Source organism: Lactobacillus melliventris (genome assembly GCF_042679465.1).
GTDB classification, from domain to species: Bacteria; Bacillota; Bacilli; order Lactobacillales; family Lactobacillaceae; genus Lactobacillus; species Lactobacillus melliventris.
Genome location: NZ_JBHTMT010000003.1, coordinates 205,448 through 222,808, shown reverse-complemented (window position 1 = coordinate 222,808; position 17,361 = coordinate 205,448). Strand labels below are relative to the sequence as shown.

Annotated in this window: 16 protein-coding genes; 12 read left to right on the top strand and 4 right to left on the bottom strand. The window is 37.2% G+C overall.

All coding sequences use genetic code 11. The features are described 5' to 3' along the window. Positions 1-46: 46 nt before the first annotated feature. On the bottom strand, positions 47-1,492 hold the full coding sequence (locus ACFQ32_RS05015; protein ID WP_046324498.1) for a 6-phospho-beta-glucosidase: 1,446 nt from the start codon (positions 1,490-1,492) through the stop codon (positions 47-49). 148 nt (positions 1,493-1,640) lie between these two features. Between ACFQ32_RS05015 and ACFQ32_RS05010 the strand changes: the two genes are divergently transcribed. The 6 genes from ACFQ32_RS05010 to ACFQ32_RS04985 all read left to right on the top strand — a co-directional run bounded on the left by ACFQ32_RS05010 (position 1,641) and on the right by ACFQ32_RS04985 (position 6,789). Next, positions 1,641-2,141 carry a hypothetical protein gene (locus ACFQ32_RS05010; RefSeq protein ID WP_046324499.1) on the top strand — a complete coding sequence of 167 codons (501 nt, stop codon included), beginning with the start codon at positions 1,641-1,643 and terminating at the stop codon, positions 2,139-2,141. An 89-nt stretch (positions 2,142-2,230) separates the two neighbouring features. Further along, positions 2,231-3,592, top strand: coding sequence for a PTS cellobiose transporter subunit IIC (gene celB, locus ACFQ32_RS05005; protein ID WP_046324500.1), 1,362 nt, complete (start codon positions 2,231-2,233; stop codon positions 3,590-3,592). Between the two features lie 159 nt (positions 3,593-3,751). After that, positions 3,752-4,222 (top strand): Dps family protein, encoded by a 471-nt coding sequence (locus tag ACFQ32_RS05000; protein ID WP_046324501.1) that lies wholly within the window; start codon positions 3,752-3,754, stop codon positions 4,220-4,222. Between the two features lie 109 nt (positions 4,223-4,331). Then, a complete protein-coding gene (rpiA, locus tag ACFQ32_RS04995; protein ID WP_046324502.1) occupies positions 4,332-5,024 on the top strand; it encodes a ribose-5-phosphate isomerase RpiA in 693 nt (230 codons plus the stop codon). A 107-nt stretch (positions 5,025-5,131) separates the two neighbouring features. After that, the gene (locus ACFQ32_RS04990; RefSeq protein ID WP_046324503.1) at positions 5,132-6,055 is read left to right on the top strand and encodes a nucleoside hydrolase; all 924 of its coding nucleotides are present in this window, start codon (positions 5,132-5,134) and stop codon (positions 6,053-6,055) included. 8 nt (positions 6,056-6,063) lie between these two features. Further along, positions 6,064-6,789 (top strand): GntR family transcriptional regulator, encoded by a 726-nt coding sequence (locus ACFQ32_RS04985; RefSeq protein WP_046324505.1) that lies wholly within the window; start codon positions 6,064-6,066, stop codon positions 6,787-6,789. A 52-nt stretch (positions 6,790-6,841) separates the two neighbouring features. On the opposite strand, the gene ACFQ32_RS04980 is transcribed toward ACFQ32_RS04985, so the two are convergent. Then, positions 6,842-7,213, bottom strand: a complete 372-nt coding sequence (locus ACFQ32_RS04980) for a bacteriocin immunity protein (RefSeq protein ID WP_046324506.1) — start codon at positions 7,211-7,213, stop codon at positions 6,842-6,844. Between the two features lie 4 nt (positions 7,214-7,217). Then, positions 7,218-7,982 carry a DeoR/GlpR family DNA-binding transcription regulator gene (locus tag ACFQ32_RS04975; RefSeq protein WP_046324507.1) on the bottom strand — a complete coding sequence of 255 codons (765 nt, stop codon included), beginning with the start codon at positions 7,980-7,982 and terminating at the stop codon, positions 7,218-7,220. A 283-nt stretch (positions 7,983-8,265) separates the two neighbouring features. Here ACFQ32_RS04975 and ACFQ32_RS04970 point away from each other — a divergent pair, with 283 nt between their 5' ends. Further along, on the top strand, positions 8,266-10,668 hold the full coding sequence (locus ACFQ32_RS04970) for a phosphoketolase family protein (protein WP_046324509.1): 2,403 nt from the start codon (positions 8,266-8,268) through the stop codon (positions 10,666-10,668). A gap of 243 nt (positions 10,669-10,911) precedes the next feature. Further along, positions 10,912-13,581, top strand: coding sequence for a calcium-translocating P-type ATPase, PMCA-type (locus tag ACFQ32_RS04965; protein ID WP_046324510.1), 2,670 nt, complete (start codon positions 10,912-10,914; stop codon positions 13,579-13,581). Positions 13,582-13,641: 60 nt separating this feature from the next. Here ACFQ32_RS04965 and ACFQ32_RS04960 read toward each other — a convergent pair whose 3' ends face one another. Next, positions 13,642-14,091 carry a GAF domain-containing protein gene (locus tag ACFQ32_RS04960; protein ID WP_046324511.1) on the bottom strand — a complete coding sequence of 150 codons (450 nt, stop codon included), beginning with the start codon at positions 14,089-14,091 and terminating at the stop codon, positions 13,642-13,644. 331 nt (positions 14,092-14,422) lie between these two features. On the opposite strand from ACFQ32_RS04960, the gene ACFQ32_RS04955 reads away from it, so the two are divergent. The 4 genes from ACFQ32_RS04955 to ACFQ32_RS04940 are packed head-to-tail and all read left to right on the top strand — an operon-like array spanning position 14,423 to position 17,292. Then, on the top strand, positions 14,423-15,160 hold the full coding sequence (locus tag ACFQ32_RS04955) for an amino acid ABC transporter ATP-binding protein (RefSeq protein WP_046324512.1): 738 nt from the start codon (positions 14,423-14,425) through the stop codon (positions 15,158-15,160). A gap of 11 nt (positions 15,161-15,171) precedes the next feature. Continuing rightward, a complete protein-coding gene (locus ACFQ32_RS04950) occupies positions 15,172-15,987 on the top strand; it encodes a glutamate ABC transporter substrate-binding protein (RefSeq protein ID WP_046324513.1) in 816 nt (271 codons plus the stop codon). Next, entirely contained in the window at positions 15,984-16,622 is a 639-nt protein-coding gene (locus ACFQ32_RS04945; protein WP_046324514.1) for an amino acid ABC transporter permease, read from the top strand. The genes ACFQ32_RS04950 and ACFQ32_RS04945 overlap by 4 nt, the downstream gene beginning before the upstream one ends. A gap of 16 nt (positions 16,623-16,638) precedes the next feature. Next, on the top strand, positions 16,639-17,292 hold the full coding sequence (locus ACFQ32_RS04940; protein ID WP_046324515.1) for an amino acid ABC transporter permease: 654 nt from the start codon (positions 16,639-16,641) through the stop codon (positions 17,290-17,292). The last annotated feature ends 69 nt before the right edge of the window (positions 17,293-17,361 follow it).

Here is a 17,361-nt window from a genome sequence, read left to right as displayed (position 1 = left end):
TGCCAACAAATTGGCATCGTGTATTTTATTGTGCTTTACTATGAAATTAATCCAAATCTAGACCGTTTGAATTGATGACTTTTTTATACCAGTCGAATGAATCTTTACGTGAACGTTTCAAAGTACCTTCACCAGCATCATTCTTATCAACATAGATAAAGCCATACCGTTTATCCATTTGACCAGTTCCAGCAGATACAAGATCGATTGGTCCCCATGGCAGATAGCCCATTAAGTCAACACCATCAATTGCAACTGCTTTTTCCATTTCAGAAATGTGCTTTCTTAAATAGTCAACCCTGTAATCATCATGAATGGAGCCATCTGCTTCAACTTTATCATAAGCTCCTAAACCATTTTCAACAATAAACAAAGGTTTGTGATAACGATCAGTTAAGTGATTTAGAGCAATTCTTAATCCAGCGGGATCAATTTCCCAACCCCAATCACTTCTTTCTAAAGTTGGGTTTTGGGTTATTGCCTTAGATAAGTCGTTTAATTCGTCCGGTTTAACGTTTTTAGCTGAAACAGTAGTTGTTTGGTAGTAACTGAAAGCTACATAGTCAACAGTGCCTTCTTGCAAAACAATTCTGTCTTCATCAGTAATGTCAGGACGATAACCATTTCGTTCAATATATGCTTCAACTTCTTTAGGATACTCACCAAAGACATGAACATCAGAGAACCAGTCACGACGCTGTTCAAACTTATCAGCTAACAACACATCGTCTGAAGAAGGAGTCAGTGGTCTAACAGGGGAGTAATTAATCATGCAACCAATTTGAAAATCAGGATTAATTTTATGTCCAACTTTAACAGCTAAAGCGGAAGCTACTAACTCGTAATGGGCTGCTTGATACATAGCGGCTTCTTTTTCTTTATCAGTCATGCCATTAAAAATTATTCCTGAATTTGTTGCCATTAAAAAGTCTTCGTTATAAGCAGACTGATTATCAATTTCATTGAAGGTCATCCAGTACTTTACTTTATTCTTGTAGCGCTTAAAGCAAACTGTTGCAAAGCGGACAAAAAAATCTATTAATTTGCGATTGGTAAAACCATGATATTTTTTCACTAAATTAAAGGGAATTTCAAAGTGAGATAAAGTAATTACCGGTTCAATACCATAGTGGTGGCAGGTATCAAACAAGTCATCATAAAATTTTAAACCTGCTTCGTTAGGCTTTTCATCATCGCCGTTAGGAAAAATTCTGGTCCAGGCAATTGAAGTTCTAAAGGCTTTAAAACCCATTTCGGCCATTAATTTTATATCTTCTTGATAGTGGTGATAAAAATCAATAGCACTGTGGTTAGGATAATTCTTGCCGGGAATGACCCCATCAGTAATTTCGCGTGGTTTAGTGGCAGAGCCAACAGTCATGACATCGGCAACTGACATCCCCTTGCCATCTTCGTTCCAGGCGCCTTCTAATTGATGAGCAGCAACGGCACCGCCCCATAAAAATCCCTCTGGCATTTTTGCTGAATACATTTTTATCTCCTTTTTAATATTTTTGTGATAGCGTTAACAGTTATATTTTATACAATTGCTACTTAATCTTCAAGTAACATTAACACTAGCTTTATTGCAAAAAATAAGGCTATAATTGTTAATATAATATCGTAAAGGACTGAAACATATGACAAGCAAATCTTCTAATCAAAGTGATGTGGAACGTAAAAAACATGAAGATAGTATCAAATATCTTTATTTTAGCCGCTATTTAATGGTTCGTTATAGCGTAGTCATCTTTCTTTTTGCTAATTTGTTTTGGTTGTTAATTTTAGTTGAATACCAGAAATTACCAGGAATAATTTTAGCCGGTCTAATGACTATTTTGTCTGGGATTGCTGCCATCGAACAGCTGACTAAAATGCATAACCGCAAGAGCGATGTACCGATTACCAGGATTTATTTATGGCTTCAAATTATCGGTAATATTTTGCTGGCTTGCAGCCTATTTATACCTTTTAAAAAACAAATTCTGCCCTTTATCACTGATCAGAATTCAGTCTATTTTATGGTTGCGTTTCTGTTAGCGGGTATTTTGCTGGCTTATTTTTGTGAGCGCAGAATACATAATATTAATATTGGAAAAGATAAATATTTAAAGGCAATTAAAGCATTTAAAAATGATTAATGTTTACATTTTTATTGAATACGCTTACAATAACTATTATAGTCAATTAAATATAGTTGACTAATAATTATATAGAGGGAGTAGTTTTTATGGCTGAATCAAATAAAAAACCAATAAAAGATCGAATTGCTGAAGTGGCGGGTAAGTTTGCTGCCACGCGGTTCGTCAGGGCTATTATGGACGCTGGTTATAGTGTGATTTCATTCTCCATTATTGGGTCCATTTTCTTAATTTTGACAGTGTTGCCACAAGCTATACCTGTTCCCGGATTTGCTGCTTGGTATGCGGGGACAATAGGACGTTTTACCAACCTGTTTCAGTCCGTTTACAACGCCACGATGGGTATTATTGCGCTGGTTTTCTCTGGTACTTTTGCTTATTCTTATACCAAAATTTATCGTGATGAAGAGCACTTAAATTTAATTCCTATTGATGGGTTAATGATGTTTTTAATGGGTTTCTTCATTACTGTAGCTGAATTAGTATGGAAAAACGGTAGAGTTGAATTTTTACAAGTTTTTACAAAAAATAAAATGGTAGCTGGTGGTTATCAAGCATCAACTGCTGGTATCTATAGAATAGGTGCGGTCGGAATCTTTATCGGTCTGGTTGTAGCTTGGATAACGGTACAAATTTACCGCTTTACTATCAAGCATAACTGGCAAATAAAAATGCCGGATTCAGTACCATCAGGCGTTGCCAACTCATTTAGTGCGATGATTCCAGGCTTCTGTATTGCAGTTGTAATGTCTACAATTAATATTGCGTTAGTTATGGCTGGGACCGATTTATTCAATGTACTGTTTATTCCATTCTCATTTATTAGCGATATTGCTGATACTTGGTGGGGCTTTTTAATCATTCTGTTCCTTATTCACTTCTTATGGTGGTTTGGAATTCATGGCGCAACGATTATCAGCTCCTTCTATTCCCCAATTGTCTTAGCTAATATGCAAGCCAATGTTAATCAAGGTGCTCACCACGTTTTTGCTGGTGAAATCTTAAATGCCTTTGTTACAATTGGCGGTTCTGGTGCTACCTTAGGTTTGGCTATCTGGCTGGTACTACGGGCACGTTCAACACAATTAAAAGAACTGGGTAAAGTAGAAATTGTGCCAGCTATTTTCAATATCAACGAACCAATTCTTTTTGGTTTGCCAATTGTGTATAATATTGATTTGTTTATCCCATTTATTTGTGCCCCGATGGCTTCAGGGCTCATAGGTTATTTAGCAATCGCTCTAAGAATTGTTCCAGTTATTAGAGTACAACAGCCTTGGCCAACACCTGTTGGTTTAGGTGGTTATCTTGCCACTACCAGCTGGCAAGGTGGCTTAGTTTCAATTATTTGTGCAATAGTAGCCTTTTTAATTTGGTATCCATTCATTAAGCATTTCGATAACGTCACTCTCAAGAATGAAAAGAGTAACGCCACTCCGGATGCCGCATAAATATTAGTTAGTCTTTAAAAATCTGTCTTGCAAGAGGCAGATTTTTTGTTAATTGTTCATGTATGATTAACAAAATACTAAACAATATTTTAGTATTAAGAGCGCTTACTCGTTATAATAAAAGTGTAGTCGTATTATCTGATTGTGGAGGAATTTTTTATGAAATATCCAAAAACCAAAGAAGTTTTAAACCAATTGGTCGCTGATTTGACCCAATTACATATGGTTGTTCACCAACATCATTGGTATATGCGTGGTAACCGCTTTTTGAAATTACACCCATACTTAGACAAGGTAATGGATGAACTAGCTGACCAACTGGATGAAGTGTCTGAACGTTTAATTACCCTTGATGGTTCTCCAGTTTCTACACTAAGCGAAATAGCAGCTAAAACAAAAATTCCTGATGAAAAGGGTAATTGGGATGAAACTATTGATGAGCGCTATGCAAAAATTATTGCTGATTACCATTATCTTGATCAACTATATGAGGAAGGAATCAAGGTTAGTGATGAAGAGGGAGACTACTCAACTAATGATATGCTGACTGGCTTCCACTCAGATGTTGAAAAACGTATTTGGATGATGTCAGGCGAAATTAACAAAGCTCCTGAAATTGATCCTGAATAATTAAGTCAATTGCAAAAAGCAGTCTAGGACTGCTTTTTTTATATCTTCTTTTTCTGCTATAATGAAACTGAGTTACTGGTTAATAATTTAATTTTAGAAAGCACGGATCATGGATAAAGAAGAACAGGATAGGTTGAAAAAATTGGCTGCCGTGAAGGCTGCTGCATTAGTTAAGCCGAAAATGAAATTGGGAGTCGGAACCGGCTCTACAGTCGCTTTTTTAATTGCTGAATTAGGCAGAAGAAAAAAAGAAGAAGGACTTGATCTAGCAGCAGTGGTTACAACTTCAAGTAGAAGTAAAAAGCAGCTGGAAAGCTATGGCTTCCAGGTTACTGAATTGGCAACTGTGGACCAACTTGACGTAACTATTGATGGGGCAGACAGAATAGCCGCTAATTTTGATGGCATCAAAGGTGGTGGCGGTGCCTTAACAATGGAAAAAAATGTTGCGATTAATTCACGCCAAGTAGTTTGGATTGTGGATGAATCTAAAATGGTTGACCACCTTAGTGGTTTTCCATTACCAGTTGAAGTTTTGCCAATATCGTGTGAGCAAAATTTCAAACTTTTTCAGGCTGAAGGACTAAATCCCAAGTGGCGGATGAGTGGAAATAATCGTTTTGTCACTCATTATGGCAATTATATTATTGATTTAAACATTGATCCTATTCCAGTTCCCAGCGGCCTAGCTGATTACCTGGATCATACCGTTGGTGTGGTCGAGCATGGTCTTTTTTTAGGGATGTGCGATGAAGTTATTATTGCTCATGCTAATGGCAATATTGAAGACCGCAAAAAATAACTTTCCGAGTTAGCCTAAGATTTTGTTTTTGGCTAACTTTTTTTAAAGAGCAACTGGAAGCTAAATTTGGTATCATATTGCTATAACCATTTTAAAAGAGGATTCTTATGTTAAAAAAACCTTTGATAATTAGTACCGATCCCGGAATTGATGATGTAGTAGCATTAACAACAGCCTTGTTTGCTCCTGAACTTGATGTAAAGCTGATTGCTGCAACATGGGGCAATGTTCCGCTTAAAAACACTTTGACCAATACTTTGAAACTGGAAACTTTTTTGCAAACTAAAGTGCCAGTCGTAAGTGGAGCACAAAGACCGTTGTTACGAGACCAAATTGATGCTTCTGACGTTCACGGCCAAAGTGGCCTAGCCGGTTTTGATTTTCCTGAACCTGATTACAGCTTATTAAAACCAGGTTTAGCTGCTCAAGCAATTCACGAGGTGGTTGCTAATAGCAGCGAGAAGGTAACTTTAATGCAAATCGGTCCAGCGACTGATTTTGCGCTTTATTTTAGGCAGTTTCCGGAAGATTTACCTAAAATTGAGCAACTAGTAATTATGGGTGGTGCAATTGGTCGTGGCAATTGGGGGCCATATGCGGAATATAATGTTGCGGGTGACCCTGAAGCAGCACAAATTGTTTTTGCAAGTGGCATAAAAATTTTATTGGCGCCACTGGAATTAGGTCATCAAGCTTATATTACTCCGGCAGTCTTAATGCAAATTAAGAAAATAGGCAGAACTGGTAATATGCTTTACCATATTATGGACAAATTGCAAGATCACACTAGAACTAATGGCCGAGAAGTGTACGATGCGTTGGCATCTGGAATGTTGGTAAAACCGGAAATGTACACTTTTAAACCGGCTTATGTTGTGGTCGATACTAAAAGCCCTAGTGCTTATGGCGCATCAATGATTGATTTTGACAACTTTTTTGGTCAACCAGCAAATGTTCAAGTTGGTGTAGAAATTGACCGTAGACAATTTTCTGAGTGGTTAATTTCCGCTATCAAGGAAATAAATAATTGAGGTAGATAATGGCAGATTTCGTTTATCGTACTGTGATGCGCGATATCAAACAAAATATTTTGGATAACAAATATGAAGGAATGCGTCTTCCAGACGAGCGTAGTCTAGCTGAACACTATCAAGTAAGTCGCTCATCAATGAAAAGGGCAATGGAGCTGCTTTCTCAACAAGGGATTGTTTTTAAAAAAAGAGGTAGTGGTACTTTCATCAATCCCCTATATTTAAAGAACCAATCATTGTTTCGTTATGAAGGATCAAATTTAGGGTTGACCGATAGCCTTAAAGTCCCGGGAAAAAAGCAGGGTATTAAGCTGCTTTCTTTTAATGTGATTAAAACACCCGCTGGAATAGCTCAAGACTTGTTTCTTAAAGAAAATGACTTTGTTTACCAATTTAAAAGACTTCGTTTTTTGGATGAACAGCCCTTTTTGATAGAAACTGGCTATGTACCTATTAAAATAGTTCCTGAGCTTAAACCTGAGCACTTAAAAAAGTCCCTTTTTAATTACTTAGAGGATTCACAAAATAAGGTGGTCACTAAAGCCTTTCTTAACATCACCGTTGATCCATCTGATAGGGATGATCAAGCAAGGCTTAATTTGAAGTCTACTGAACCAGTTGGAGTAATGGAAGGTATTTTCTTTTTAGATGATGGTACTCCATTTGAAGTGTCAACTATGCGTATTCATTATCAATACATGCGCTTTAATACTTTTGTTAATTTGAATAAATAAAAAACAGGCGAAAGCCTGCTTTTTTTGGATACATTCTATATAAAAAAGGAAATCAAACATTGCTAAATTGTTGCATATCCGTGAGCCGTCCAGTATAAACAAAATTTAAGTTAATCTTTTTGGTTTTGTCACTTAAATCCTGTAAAAGCTTTTGCTGCATAGTTGTTAGATGCAAATGCTGCAGCACAACAGAAGCTTGAATGTACAATACTAATTTACCAGCATAATCTAATGGATGGTCTTGATTGTCAAATTTGCGCATGACCATACCAATGGCGTCACGAATTTGCTTATATTTATTAATATTCAATTCATTATATATATTAGAGTAAAAACTCTGATAAAACTGATCTAAATCCTGATAAACTTCTTCGATTAGTTGTTGCTGCTTTTTTGAAAACAAACTACCAAAAAAGTTACGCATAACCTCACTTCCTTAAAACCGAAATGATTTGGGTCTTCGGCGAAAAATTTTTCTGAAATTTTTCGGACAAAGGCAAATCTGTGATCAAAACGTCAATTTCATTAAGTGGAATTGACATGTAAGGAGAAGAATTTTCACTATCAAACTTATATTTTTCTGCAACAACAATAACTTGCTTTGCTCTGGAACATGCGGTTTTAATTAATTCCGAATCGCTCATTTTTGCTGAATAAATACCGTCATCTTTGACGTTGGAAGTGCCAATGAAAGCAGTGTTAAAACTTATCCTGTGTAAAAGATCAAGTGAAGTTACAGAATAATTAAACCTATGCTCTTTATCAATTTTCCCGCCCAGCAGTCTTACACTTGGTAATTTTTTTTGCATCAATGCTAATGAGTTGTCAATTGAATTAGTGACTATTTGCAAATCTGTACCACAAATTAATTCACACAATTTTTTAAGAGTAGTTGAGGGACCAATAAAATCGCACTGGTTAGGATGTACAAAACGTCTAGCCATCTGGGCCATTTTAATTTTAATAGGTGAATCGATTTGGTTTCTGGTAAGAAAATTAGGCACCTCATTTTCATCAATAGCAATTAATCCGCCATGAACTCTGATTGCTTGCCCAGTTGTGGTTAGTCGAACCACGTCTCGACGAGCAGTGTCAAAAGAAATATTGAAATAACGTGCTAAGCTGCGAGTTCGTAAATGTTTTTCATTTTTAAGCATTTGCTTGATTTTTAACAGACGGTCTTCCTGTGACATCATACTTCTCCTCTACATAAATTAACACTACAGCGAATAATGTTTAACTACTTTTTCAGCGTTTAGCTATAAAAATAAGCACTTATCAGTATTTGAGCATAAATATGCTGATCTGTAAATAAAAAGTAGAGGAATAATAGTGTTTTTTATGTACTGACTTTAAACAAACACGTTTTTATAAAATTGGGACGAACCAATTTTTAAAATGGTTGAACTTTCTTCAGAAATTGCTATAATATGTTTATAAAATAAAATTAAGCTAAACAACTAAGGGAGAATTAAAATGGCAGTTGATTATGATTCAAAAGAATTCCTTAAAAGCGTTGACGCTCATTGGCGGGCTGCAAATTATTTATCAGTCGGTCAGCTTTTCTTAATGAGCAATCCATTATTAAAGCATGATTTAAAAGCAAGTGAGGTAAAACCTAAGCCAATTGGTCACTGGGGTACTATTTCACCGCAAAACTTTATTTATGCTCATTTAAACAGAGTTATTAAAAAATATGGTTTAAATATGTTCTATATTGAAGGCTCAGGCCATGGTGGTCAGGTTATGGTTTCAAACTCATATCTTGACGGTTCGTATAGTGAACTTTATCCTGAAATTCAACAAGACGAAAAGGGTATGGCTAAGCTCTTTAAACGCTTCAGTTTTCCGGGTGGCTCCGCTTCGCACGCTGCACCTGAAACTCCAGGATCAATGCATGAAGGTGGAGAATTAGGCTATTCGCTTTCTCATGGTACTGGTGCAATATTAGATAATCCTGATGTGATTGCCGCTGTAGAAATCGGTGATGGTGAAGCTGAAACTGGTCCGCTCGCAGCAAGCTGGTTCAGTGATAAATTTATTAACCCTATTAAAGATGGCGCTGTGCTGCCGATCTTGCAAATTAATGGTTTTAAGATTTCCAATCCAACGATCGTTTCCAGAATGTCAGACGAAGAACTGACTAAATACTTTGAAGGTATGGGCTGGCATCCTTATATTATTTCTGCATATAATGGCGGTGAATTTGACGGTTATAAAGACCATATGCAAATTCACGCAGAAATGGCTAAATTAATGGATACCGTAATTGAAGAGATTAAAGCCATTCAAAAGAATGCTCGTGAAAACAATGATGAAACTTTACCTCATTGGCCAATGATTATTTTCCGCGTGCCTAAGGGATGGACCGGTCCAAAGAAGGATCTTGATGGTAATCCAATTGAAAACTCATTTAGAGCACACCAAATTCCAATTCCAGTTGCTCAAGATGATATGGAACACAAAGATATGCTCGTTGACTGGCTTAAGAGCTATAAACCGGAAGAACTATTTGATGAAAATGGTGCGCCAACTGCTTTGGTCACAGCTGATAATGTTGCCGGTGATAGTCGAATGGCCATGAACCCAATCACTAATGCAGGTGGAGAAAAAGCTAAACGCCTTAGTTTGCCAGATTATCGTAAGTATGCCTTGAAATTTGATCAACCGGGTTCTATTGAAGCTGAGGACATGACCGAATGGGCTAAGTATTTAAACGAAATCGCTGAACTTAATCCAAATACTTTCCGTGGCTTTGGTCCAGATGAAACTAAATCTAACCGCTTGTTTAAGTTCATTGATGAACAAAAGCGGCAATGGGAAAGTTCCGTTCATACTCCTAATGATGAAAACTTGGCACCAAGTGGTCGTTTAATCGATTCTCAATTATCAGAACACCAGGATGAGGGCTGGCTTGAAGGTTATGTGTTATCAGGTCGTCATGGCTTCTTTGCTACCTATGAGGCTTTTGGTCGTGTTGTAGATTCAATGCTGACCCAGCATATGAAGTGGTTAAGAAAAGCTAAGGAACAGTATTGGCGTAAGGACTACCCATCACTTAACTTTATTGCAACTTCAACTGTATTCCAGCAAGACCATAACGGTTATACCCACCAAGACCCAGGGGTATTGACTCACATGTATGAAAAGAACCGTCCTGATTTGGTTCATGAGTATCTGCCTGCCGATACTAACTCATTGCTGGCAATTTCCCAAAAAGCTTTCACAGATCGTGAGTGTATCAATATTCTGGTTACTTCTAAGCAGGAAAGACCACAATGGTTCTCAATTGATGAAGCAACTCGTATTGCAAATCATGGTTTATCTTACATTGATTGGGCTTCAACTGATCATAATGCTAAACCTGATGTTGTGTTTGCTTCAACTGAAACTGAACCAACAATGGAATCTCTTGCTGCAATCGATATTTTGCATAAGAATTTCCCTGACCTGAAAATTCGTTACATCAATGTCATTGATGTTATGAAGTTGATGAATACCAAGGATAATCCAGAAGCAATATCAGATGAAGAATTTGAACAATTGTTCCCAAGCGATGTGCCAGTGATTTTTGCATGGCACGGTTACAAAGCTATGATGCAGTCTATCTGGTTCGGCCGCAAACGCAGTAACGTTCATATTCACTGCTATGAAGAAGAAGGCGACATTACCACACCGTTTGATATGCGGGTAGTTAATGAACTTGATCGCTTCCATTTGGCTAAAGATGCCATTTTAAGTGTTCCTCGTTACGCTGAAAAGAGTGCCGGTTTTGTAGCAGAAATGGACAGATTACTTGCTAAGCATCACCAATACATTCGTGATAATGGTAAAGATATGCCTGAAGTTACAGAATGGCAATGGACTGGTCTTAATTAACAAAAATATTGAGCGAAGGCAGTTTCTAAGTGACAGAAACTGTATTTTGCTTTAGCTAATTTTAATAGTCTTATTCTTGTTAAAAATAAAAAATTTATTTATAATAAATATCATCATGAGGGAGTAACAGCAATTACTTGCGATAAGCCCAACACCCGAAGGAATACTTCTGGACTTATCTTAAATAGTGAGACTTGTGTGTGTTAAACATATGGGTCTCTTTTTTGTTAGTAGGAGGTAACAATGCCCCAGAAATTTTATAACCAAAAGATTGAAAATGTAGCTCAGGAGTTGTCAACATCAACTAGTCAAGGTTTGCAGACCAGTCAGATTAGTGCCTTGCGTGCAAAATACGGCACTAATAGTTTGGCCAGTAAAAAGAAAACCAGTATTTGGCAACGTTTTTTAGCGCAATTCAAAGACTTCATGATCATCGTTTTGATAGTTGCAGCGCTACTTTCAGGTTTTGTCGCACAAGAATGGACAGATGCTGCAATAATTATGATTGTGGTTATTTTGAACGCGGTTCTAGGTGTCTTCCAAGAAACACGCTCAGAAGAAGCAATTAACGCATTAAAGAAAATGGCTACTCCCAATGCTCATGTTCGGCGAGATGGTCAGATTGTTGAAATTCCTAGTCCAGAATTACTGCCAGGTGATGTTGTTTTACTTGAGGCAGGCGATGTGGTTCCCGCGGATTTGCGTTTAACTGTTACTAAAAGCCTTAAAATTGAAGAATCTGCTTTAACAGGTGAATCAGTTCCAGTTGACAAAAATGTCGAGCCTATTAATGACGAAAAAGTGGCACTGGCAGACCAAGATAATATGGCTTTTGCCAATACCAATGTGACTTATGGTCGCGGCGAGGGGATTGTTACCGAAACGGGAATGAACACTGAGGTCGGTAAAATCGCCACGATGCTTAACAACACTGATGAAACGGATACACCATTAAAGCGCAACCTTAACCAGTTGGGTAAGACACTGACGATCATGATTCTGCTAATTTGTGCTGTGGTATTCGTTGTAGGCTTTTTTACCAAAAAGGGAACAGAACCAACAGATAAATTAGCAATTGATATGTTCTTAGTTGCCGTGTCACTTGCAGTTGCAGCTATTCCAGAAGGACTGCCGGCTATTGTTACTATTATTTTGGCATTAGGCACGCAGGTAATGGCGAAACATAATTCTATTGTGCGCAAGTTACCTGCAGTTGAAACCTTAGGCGCAACAGACATCATTTGTTCCGACAAAACTGGTACCTTAACCCAAAATAAAATGACAGTTGAGCAGATTTATTATGATAATCAAGCACATAAATCTTCCAGCAGTATTAGTCATGATAATCATGCTTTAATGGCGATGGTTTTAGCTAATGATTCTAAACTTGATGAAAGTAATCAATTGCTGGGTGATCCTACCGAAACTGCCCTAATTCAATACGCTCTTGATCAAAAGATAGATGTGCATAACTTACTTGCAAGTCATAAAAGACTGCAGGAAGTACCGTTTGATTCTGGCCGTAAACTGATGAGCACCGTCAATGAAGACAATGGAAATTACTTTGTAGCAGTTAAAGGAGCACCGGATCAGCTGCTGAAACGAGTAACGCAGATTGAACTAGATGGCAAAGTTAGTGCAATTAGTGAAAAGCAAAAAGACGAAATTATGCTTGCTAATCAAAATATGGCTAAAAATGCGCTGCGAGTTCTGGGGCTAGCCTATAAACCTATTGCAAAGCTATACGATGATCCTTCAACTGACAATGTTGAACAAGATTTAATTTTTGCAGGTTTAGTGGGGATGATCGATCCGGAACGGCCAGAAGCCAAAAAGGCCATTGTTGAAGCCCATAATGCTGGAATTAGGACCGTTATGATTACAGGTGACTTTCAGGTAACTGCACAGGCGATTGCGGAAAGATTAGGGATTTTAAAACCGGGCGAAGATGAACGAGTTGTTACCGGTGCACAACTGGATGAATTCAGTGATGAATATCTAGAAAAGCACGTAGCAGATTTTAACGTTTATGCCAGAGTTTCACCCGAACATAAAGTCCGCATTGTCAAGGCTTGGCAGGCACAAGGCAAAATTGTGGCTATGACAGGCGATGGCGTTAATGACGCTCCTAGTTTGAAGCAGGCTGATATTGGGATAGGTATGGGGATTACCGGTACCGAAGTTTCAAAAGGGGCCAGTGATATGGTTTTGGCAGATGATAACTTTGCTACGATCGTTGAAGCCGTTAAACAAGGACGTAAAGTCTTTAGTAATATCCAAAAGGCCATCCTTTACCTGATGAGTTGTAACGTTGGTGAAGTTCTAACTGTGTTCATGATGACCATGCTGGGCTGGGATATCTTAGCTCCTGTTCAGTTATTGTGGATTAACTTAGTTACGGACACGCTGCCAGCTATTGCTCTAGGTCTTGAACCAGTTGAAAAAGGTATCATGAAGCGGACACCACGGGGTAAAAAATCAAACTTCTTCAGTGGTGGAGTCGCAAGCTCGATTGTTTACCAGGGAATTTTAGAAGGTGCTATTGTTTTAACTACTTATCAGTTAGGATTAAATTTTGGCCCTCATATGAATGAAGCTAACTTACAACATGGTGATGCATTAACTATGGCCTTTCTTACGCTAGGCTTAATTCAACTGTTTCATGCTTTCAATTCTAAGTATATTCACCAGTCTATCTTTTCAAGAAGAACATTTGCTAATAAATGGTTTAACTGGGCAATATTAATTTCTGCCGTGGTAATGGCGGCAGTAGAGTTGCCATTTATGACAAAATTCTTTGATGTCACGGAATTAAATTCCACACAATGGTTGATAGTTTTAGGTGCCGGAATCTGTATGATCGTGATAGTTGAAATTGTCAAAGCATTTCAACGTTTAGCAGGCAAAAAGTAAAAAGCTAACTATAATAAAAAAGCTCCGTAATCTTAATTTAGATTGCGGAACTTTTTTAGTTTATTTTGAAACAAGATCAGCTATTTTTGGTAAATATTCAGCATCAATTTGATCAAATCTGTTGAAACTATTGCTATCAAGGTCAAGAACTGCAAGTAAGCTATTATTTTTGATAAGCGGAACGACAATTTCAGAATTTGTAGTCGCATCACACGCAATATGACCGGAAAATTCGTGGACATTGGGCACAATTTGAATTTGCTGAGTTTTGGCAGCTACACCGCAAACTCCCTTTCCGATTGGAATATGCATGCAAGCAATAGGTCCCTGAAATGGTCCTAAAATTAATTCTTTATCTTTAAAACGATAGAAACCTGCATAACTAACATTAGGTAAGCTATTGTAAAGCAGCGAACTGATGTTACTCATATTGGCAATTAAATCATGCTCATTTTGGAGCAAATTATCAGCCTGTTTCAAAATTAACTTGTAATCTTTTATTTTATCCATAAGTATTCTCCTAATGAAAGTGTAAGCTAGTTTAGCTCTTTTTAAAAGTGCCAATCTGTAATTCGAAATAAATTTCTCACAGATATTTTTAATGATAATTGCTTTATTTGACAAAAAAATATTAGTATTGAACATACAATATAACCATCATTATTTATTGTTTGCTTATATGGCAGGCACTAACAGACTTTTAGTTTAACGTGAATCAAACAGAGCTTTGTCTAAATTTTTATTAAAAAAACTGTATCACTTTTAAAATTCTTAACCGTTATAGTAAAATAGAAACTACAACTTATTATTTCATGCATTGACTATGAAAGGGGCGATGACAATGTCGATGATAGAGTTCCATAACGTGCAAAAATTTTATGGCCATTTTCATGCACTGCACGACATTAATTTAGAGATTGATCAAGGTGAAACGGTGGTTCTGATCGGGCCATCCGGTTCTGGTAAAAGTACACTTGTACGGACCGTTAACGGTCTTGAATCAATCCAGAAGGGTAAGTTGATAGTTAACGGTCACGATCTCTCTGATCCAAAGACTAATCTCAATATCTTACGTAGTGATGTGGGGATGGTTTTCCAACACTTTAATTTGTACAAGAATAAAGACGTATTGGAAAATATTATGCTGGCACCTAGAATAGTAAGTCATATTCCTGAAGAGGAAAATAAAAAACAGGCGTTAGACTTGCTCGATATGGTTGGGTTACGCAAATGGGCACATAATATGCCTTCACAGATTTCTGGTGGTCAAAAGCAGCGTGTTGCAATAGCACGAACTCTGGCAATGAAGCCAAAGCTTATCTTATATGATGAACCAACTTCTGCTCTTGATCCGGAAATGATTGATGATGTTTTACAAGTTATGAAGAAAGTTACCAACGAAAGTGGTATGACTTCATTAATTGTTACTCACGAAATGGGCTTTGCCAAAGAGGTTGCCAATAGGGTTATCTTTATGGACCAAGGTCGGATTGTTGAGGATGATGATAGCGAGAGCTTCTTTAAACAGCCAAAGACGGAGCGGGCACAACAATTTTTGAGTAAAATTATTTCTCACTAAGGAGGCCAATCATGAAAAAGAAATTTTGGCTATTTCCTTTATTGGCATGTATTTTAATGTTAACCGGCTGTGGTAAAAGTCTCAGTGATCAATCCGTTTTAAATAATGTTAAAGAGTCTAATACGATTGTTTGGGGCGTTAAAGGTGATGTCAGACTTTTCGGCTTAATCGATGTCCGTGATGGTCAACAAAAAGGTTTCGACGTTGATATGGCTAAACATCTTACGAAGCATATTTTAGGACCTAAGGGTAAAGCAGAATTTGTCACCACAACCTCTCAATCCAGAATTCCACTTTTGAAGAATGGTAACGTGGATGCGGTAATTGCTACTATGTCGATTACGCCAGAGCGTAAAAAGATTATTTCTTTTTCAAAGTCATACTTTGATGCTGGTCAATCGCTTTTAGTTCCTAAGGATTCTTCAATTAAAAGTACAAAAGATCTAAATGGTAAGACGGTTATTGGTGTTGTAGGTGCCAACTCGGTTGCAAACATAAAAAAGGTAGCTCCCAAAGCTAAAGTGATCGAATTGCAGGATTATGCTCAGGCAATGAATGCATTGAAGTCACATCAAGGAGATGCTCTTACTACTGATAACGGAATTTTATTTGGTTTGGCAGTGCAGAACCCGGGCTACGAAGTTCGTGGTGGCACTTTTACTGTTGAACCTTACGGTGTTGCGGTTAATAAGGGACAAACCTCATTTACTGAAGCTGTAGACAAGGCAGTACTTGAAATGCAGCGTAACGGTGAATATAATCGCTTAATTAAAAAGTGGTTTGGCGACGTTCCAGGATTTAAGTATAAGGAGCTGTATCGCCGATGATTAATATTTTTTCAAAATTCAGCAGCCAGCTATTTGTAGGCTTAGGCTGGACAGTATTATCTAGTGTAATTGCTCTATTTTTCAGTTTAATAATTGGAACAATTTTTGCAATTATGGAAGTTCTTCCAAGTAAAGTAATGCGTGTAATTGGCCATGCATATGTAGAAATTATGCGTAACATTCCTTTGCTTGTAATCACTATGTTTTTCTATCTAGTAATTCCGATGTATGTTGTCAAAATCAATGGCTTTACTGCAGGAACTATTGGCTTAACACTCTATACTTCTGCCTTTATTGCGGAGACTATTCGTTCAGGTATTCAATCGGTCTCTAACGGGCAAATGGAGGGAGCCAGATCAACCGGTATGACCTATTGGCAGGCAATGCGTTACATTATTTTGCCTCAGGCATTTAAAATAGTAATTCCGCCTTTAGGTAATCAATTCGTTAACTTAGTTAAAAACTCTTCAGTTTTAGCCTTTGTTGCAGGGTTTGATTTGATGTACCAGGCAAATTCAATTGCGTCTACTACTTTTGACACCATTAACAGTTATTTAGTTGTAGGTGTTTTATACCTGATCGTTACTTTGCCAATTAGCTATTACATGCGACACTTAGAAAAGAAATTAGGTTAGAAGGAGGTATTAGAAAATGCAAAATTGGATTAATGCCTTTTCATGGCTTAATGTGCGCTTTTTGTTAATGGGCCTCTGGGTAACTATTTATATTTCAGTAATTTCAGTTATCTTAAGTTTCATTTTTGGTTCAATTTTAGGCATAATCAGGTATTCTAAAATAAAGTATGTTTCACAGATTGTTGGCTTTGTAATTGATATTATTCGTAATATTCCGTTACTTCTAATTATCTTCTTTACTTACTTTGGACTACCTAACTTTGGCTTAAGACCAGAAACAATTCCAGCAGCGATAATCGCCATGACTGTTTTCGAATCGAGTATGATTGCTGAAATTGTACGTTCGGGTATTCAGTCTGTTTCTGTTGGTCAAATGGAAGGGGCTCGGTCTACAGGAATGTCATTTGTACAAGCACTATGGCATGTTGTTTTGCCACAAGCTTACAAGAATATGGTTCCTGCAATTATTAGTCAGTTTGTTTCCCTCATTAAGGATACATCTCTAGCAACGATTATTGTTGTTCCTGAAATGATGCAACATGCACAAGTTATTTACGGACAAAATGCAAACTATATCTTACCAATGTTTGCTGCACTTGCGGTTTTATATTTTGCTGTTTGTTTTACATTATCAATTATTGGTAATGTGATTGGTAAACACTTGTCTTAAAGGAAGATCGTTTTATTATTTAAAGCATTTCACTAATTGTGAGGTGCTTTTTTAATATTTAAGAAGATG

Coding starts and splice junctions, on each gene's coding strand:
- ACFQ32_RS05015 (WP_046324498.1), bottom strand. CDS start 1,492: ATGTATTCAGCAAAAATGCCAGAGGGATTTTTATGGGGCGGTGCCGTT.
- ACFQ32_RS05010 (WP_046324499.1), top strand. CDS start 1,641: ATGACAAGCAAATCTTCTAATCAAAGTGATGTGGAACGTAAAAAACAT.
- celB (WP_046324500.1), top strand. CDS start 2,231: ATGGCTGAATCAAATAAAAAACCAATAAAAGATCGAATTGCTGAAGTG.
- ACFQ32_RS05000 (WP_046324501.1), top strand. CDS start 3,752: ATGAAATATCCAAAAACCAAAGAAGTTTTAAACCAATTGGTCGCTGAT.
- rpiA (WP_046324502.1), top strand. CDS start 4,332: ATGGATAAAGAAGAACAGGATAGGTTGAAAAAATTGGCTGCCGTGAAG.
- ACFQ32_RS04990 (WP_046324503.1), top strand. CDS start 5,132: ATGTTAAAAAAACCTTTGATAATTAGTACCGATCCCGGAATTGATGAT.
- ACFQ32_RS04985 (WP_046324505.1), top strand. CDS start 6,064: ATGGCAGATTTCGTTTATCGTACTGTGATGCGCGATATCAAACAAAAT.
- ACFQ32_RS04980 (WP_046324506.1), bottom strand. CDS start 7,213: ATGCGTAACTTTTTTGGTAGTTTGTTTTCAAAAAAGCAGCAACAACTA.
- ACFQ32_RS04975 (WP_046324507.1), bottom strand. CDS start 7,982: ATGTCACAGGAAGACCGTCTGTTAAAAATCAAGCAAATGCTTAAAAAT.
- ACFQ32_RS04970 (WP_046324509.1), top strand. CDS start 8,266: ATGGCAGTTGATTATGATTCAAAAGAATTCCTTAAAAGCGTTGACGCT.
- ACFQ32_RS04965 (WP_046324510.1), top strand. CDS start 10,912: ATGCCCCAGAAATTTTATAACCAAAAGATTGAAAATGTAGCTCAGGAG.
- ACFQ32_RS04960 (WP_046324511.1), bottom strand. CDS start 14,091: ATGGATAAAATAAAAGATTACAAGTTAATTTTGAAACAGGCTGATAAT.
- ACFQ32_RS04955 (WP_046324512.1), top strand. CDS start 14,423: ATGTCGATGATAGAGTTCCATAACGTGCAAAAATTTTATGGCCATTTT.
- ACFQ32_RS04950 (WP_046324513.1), top strand. CDS start 15,172: ATGAAAAAGAAATTTTGGCTATTTCCTTTATTGGCATGTATTTTAATG.
- ACFQ32_RS04945 (WP_046324514.1), top strand. CDS start 15,984: ATGATTAATATTTTTTCAAAATTCAGCAGCCAGCTATTTGTAGGCTTA.
- ACFQ32_RS04940 (WP_046324515.1), top strand. CDS start 16,639: ATGCAAAATTGGATTAATGCCTTTTCATGGCTTAATGTGCGCTTTTTG.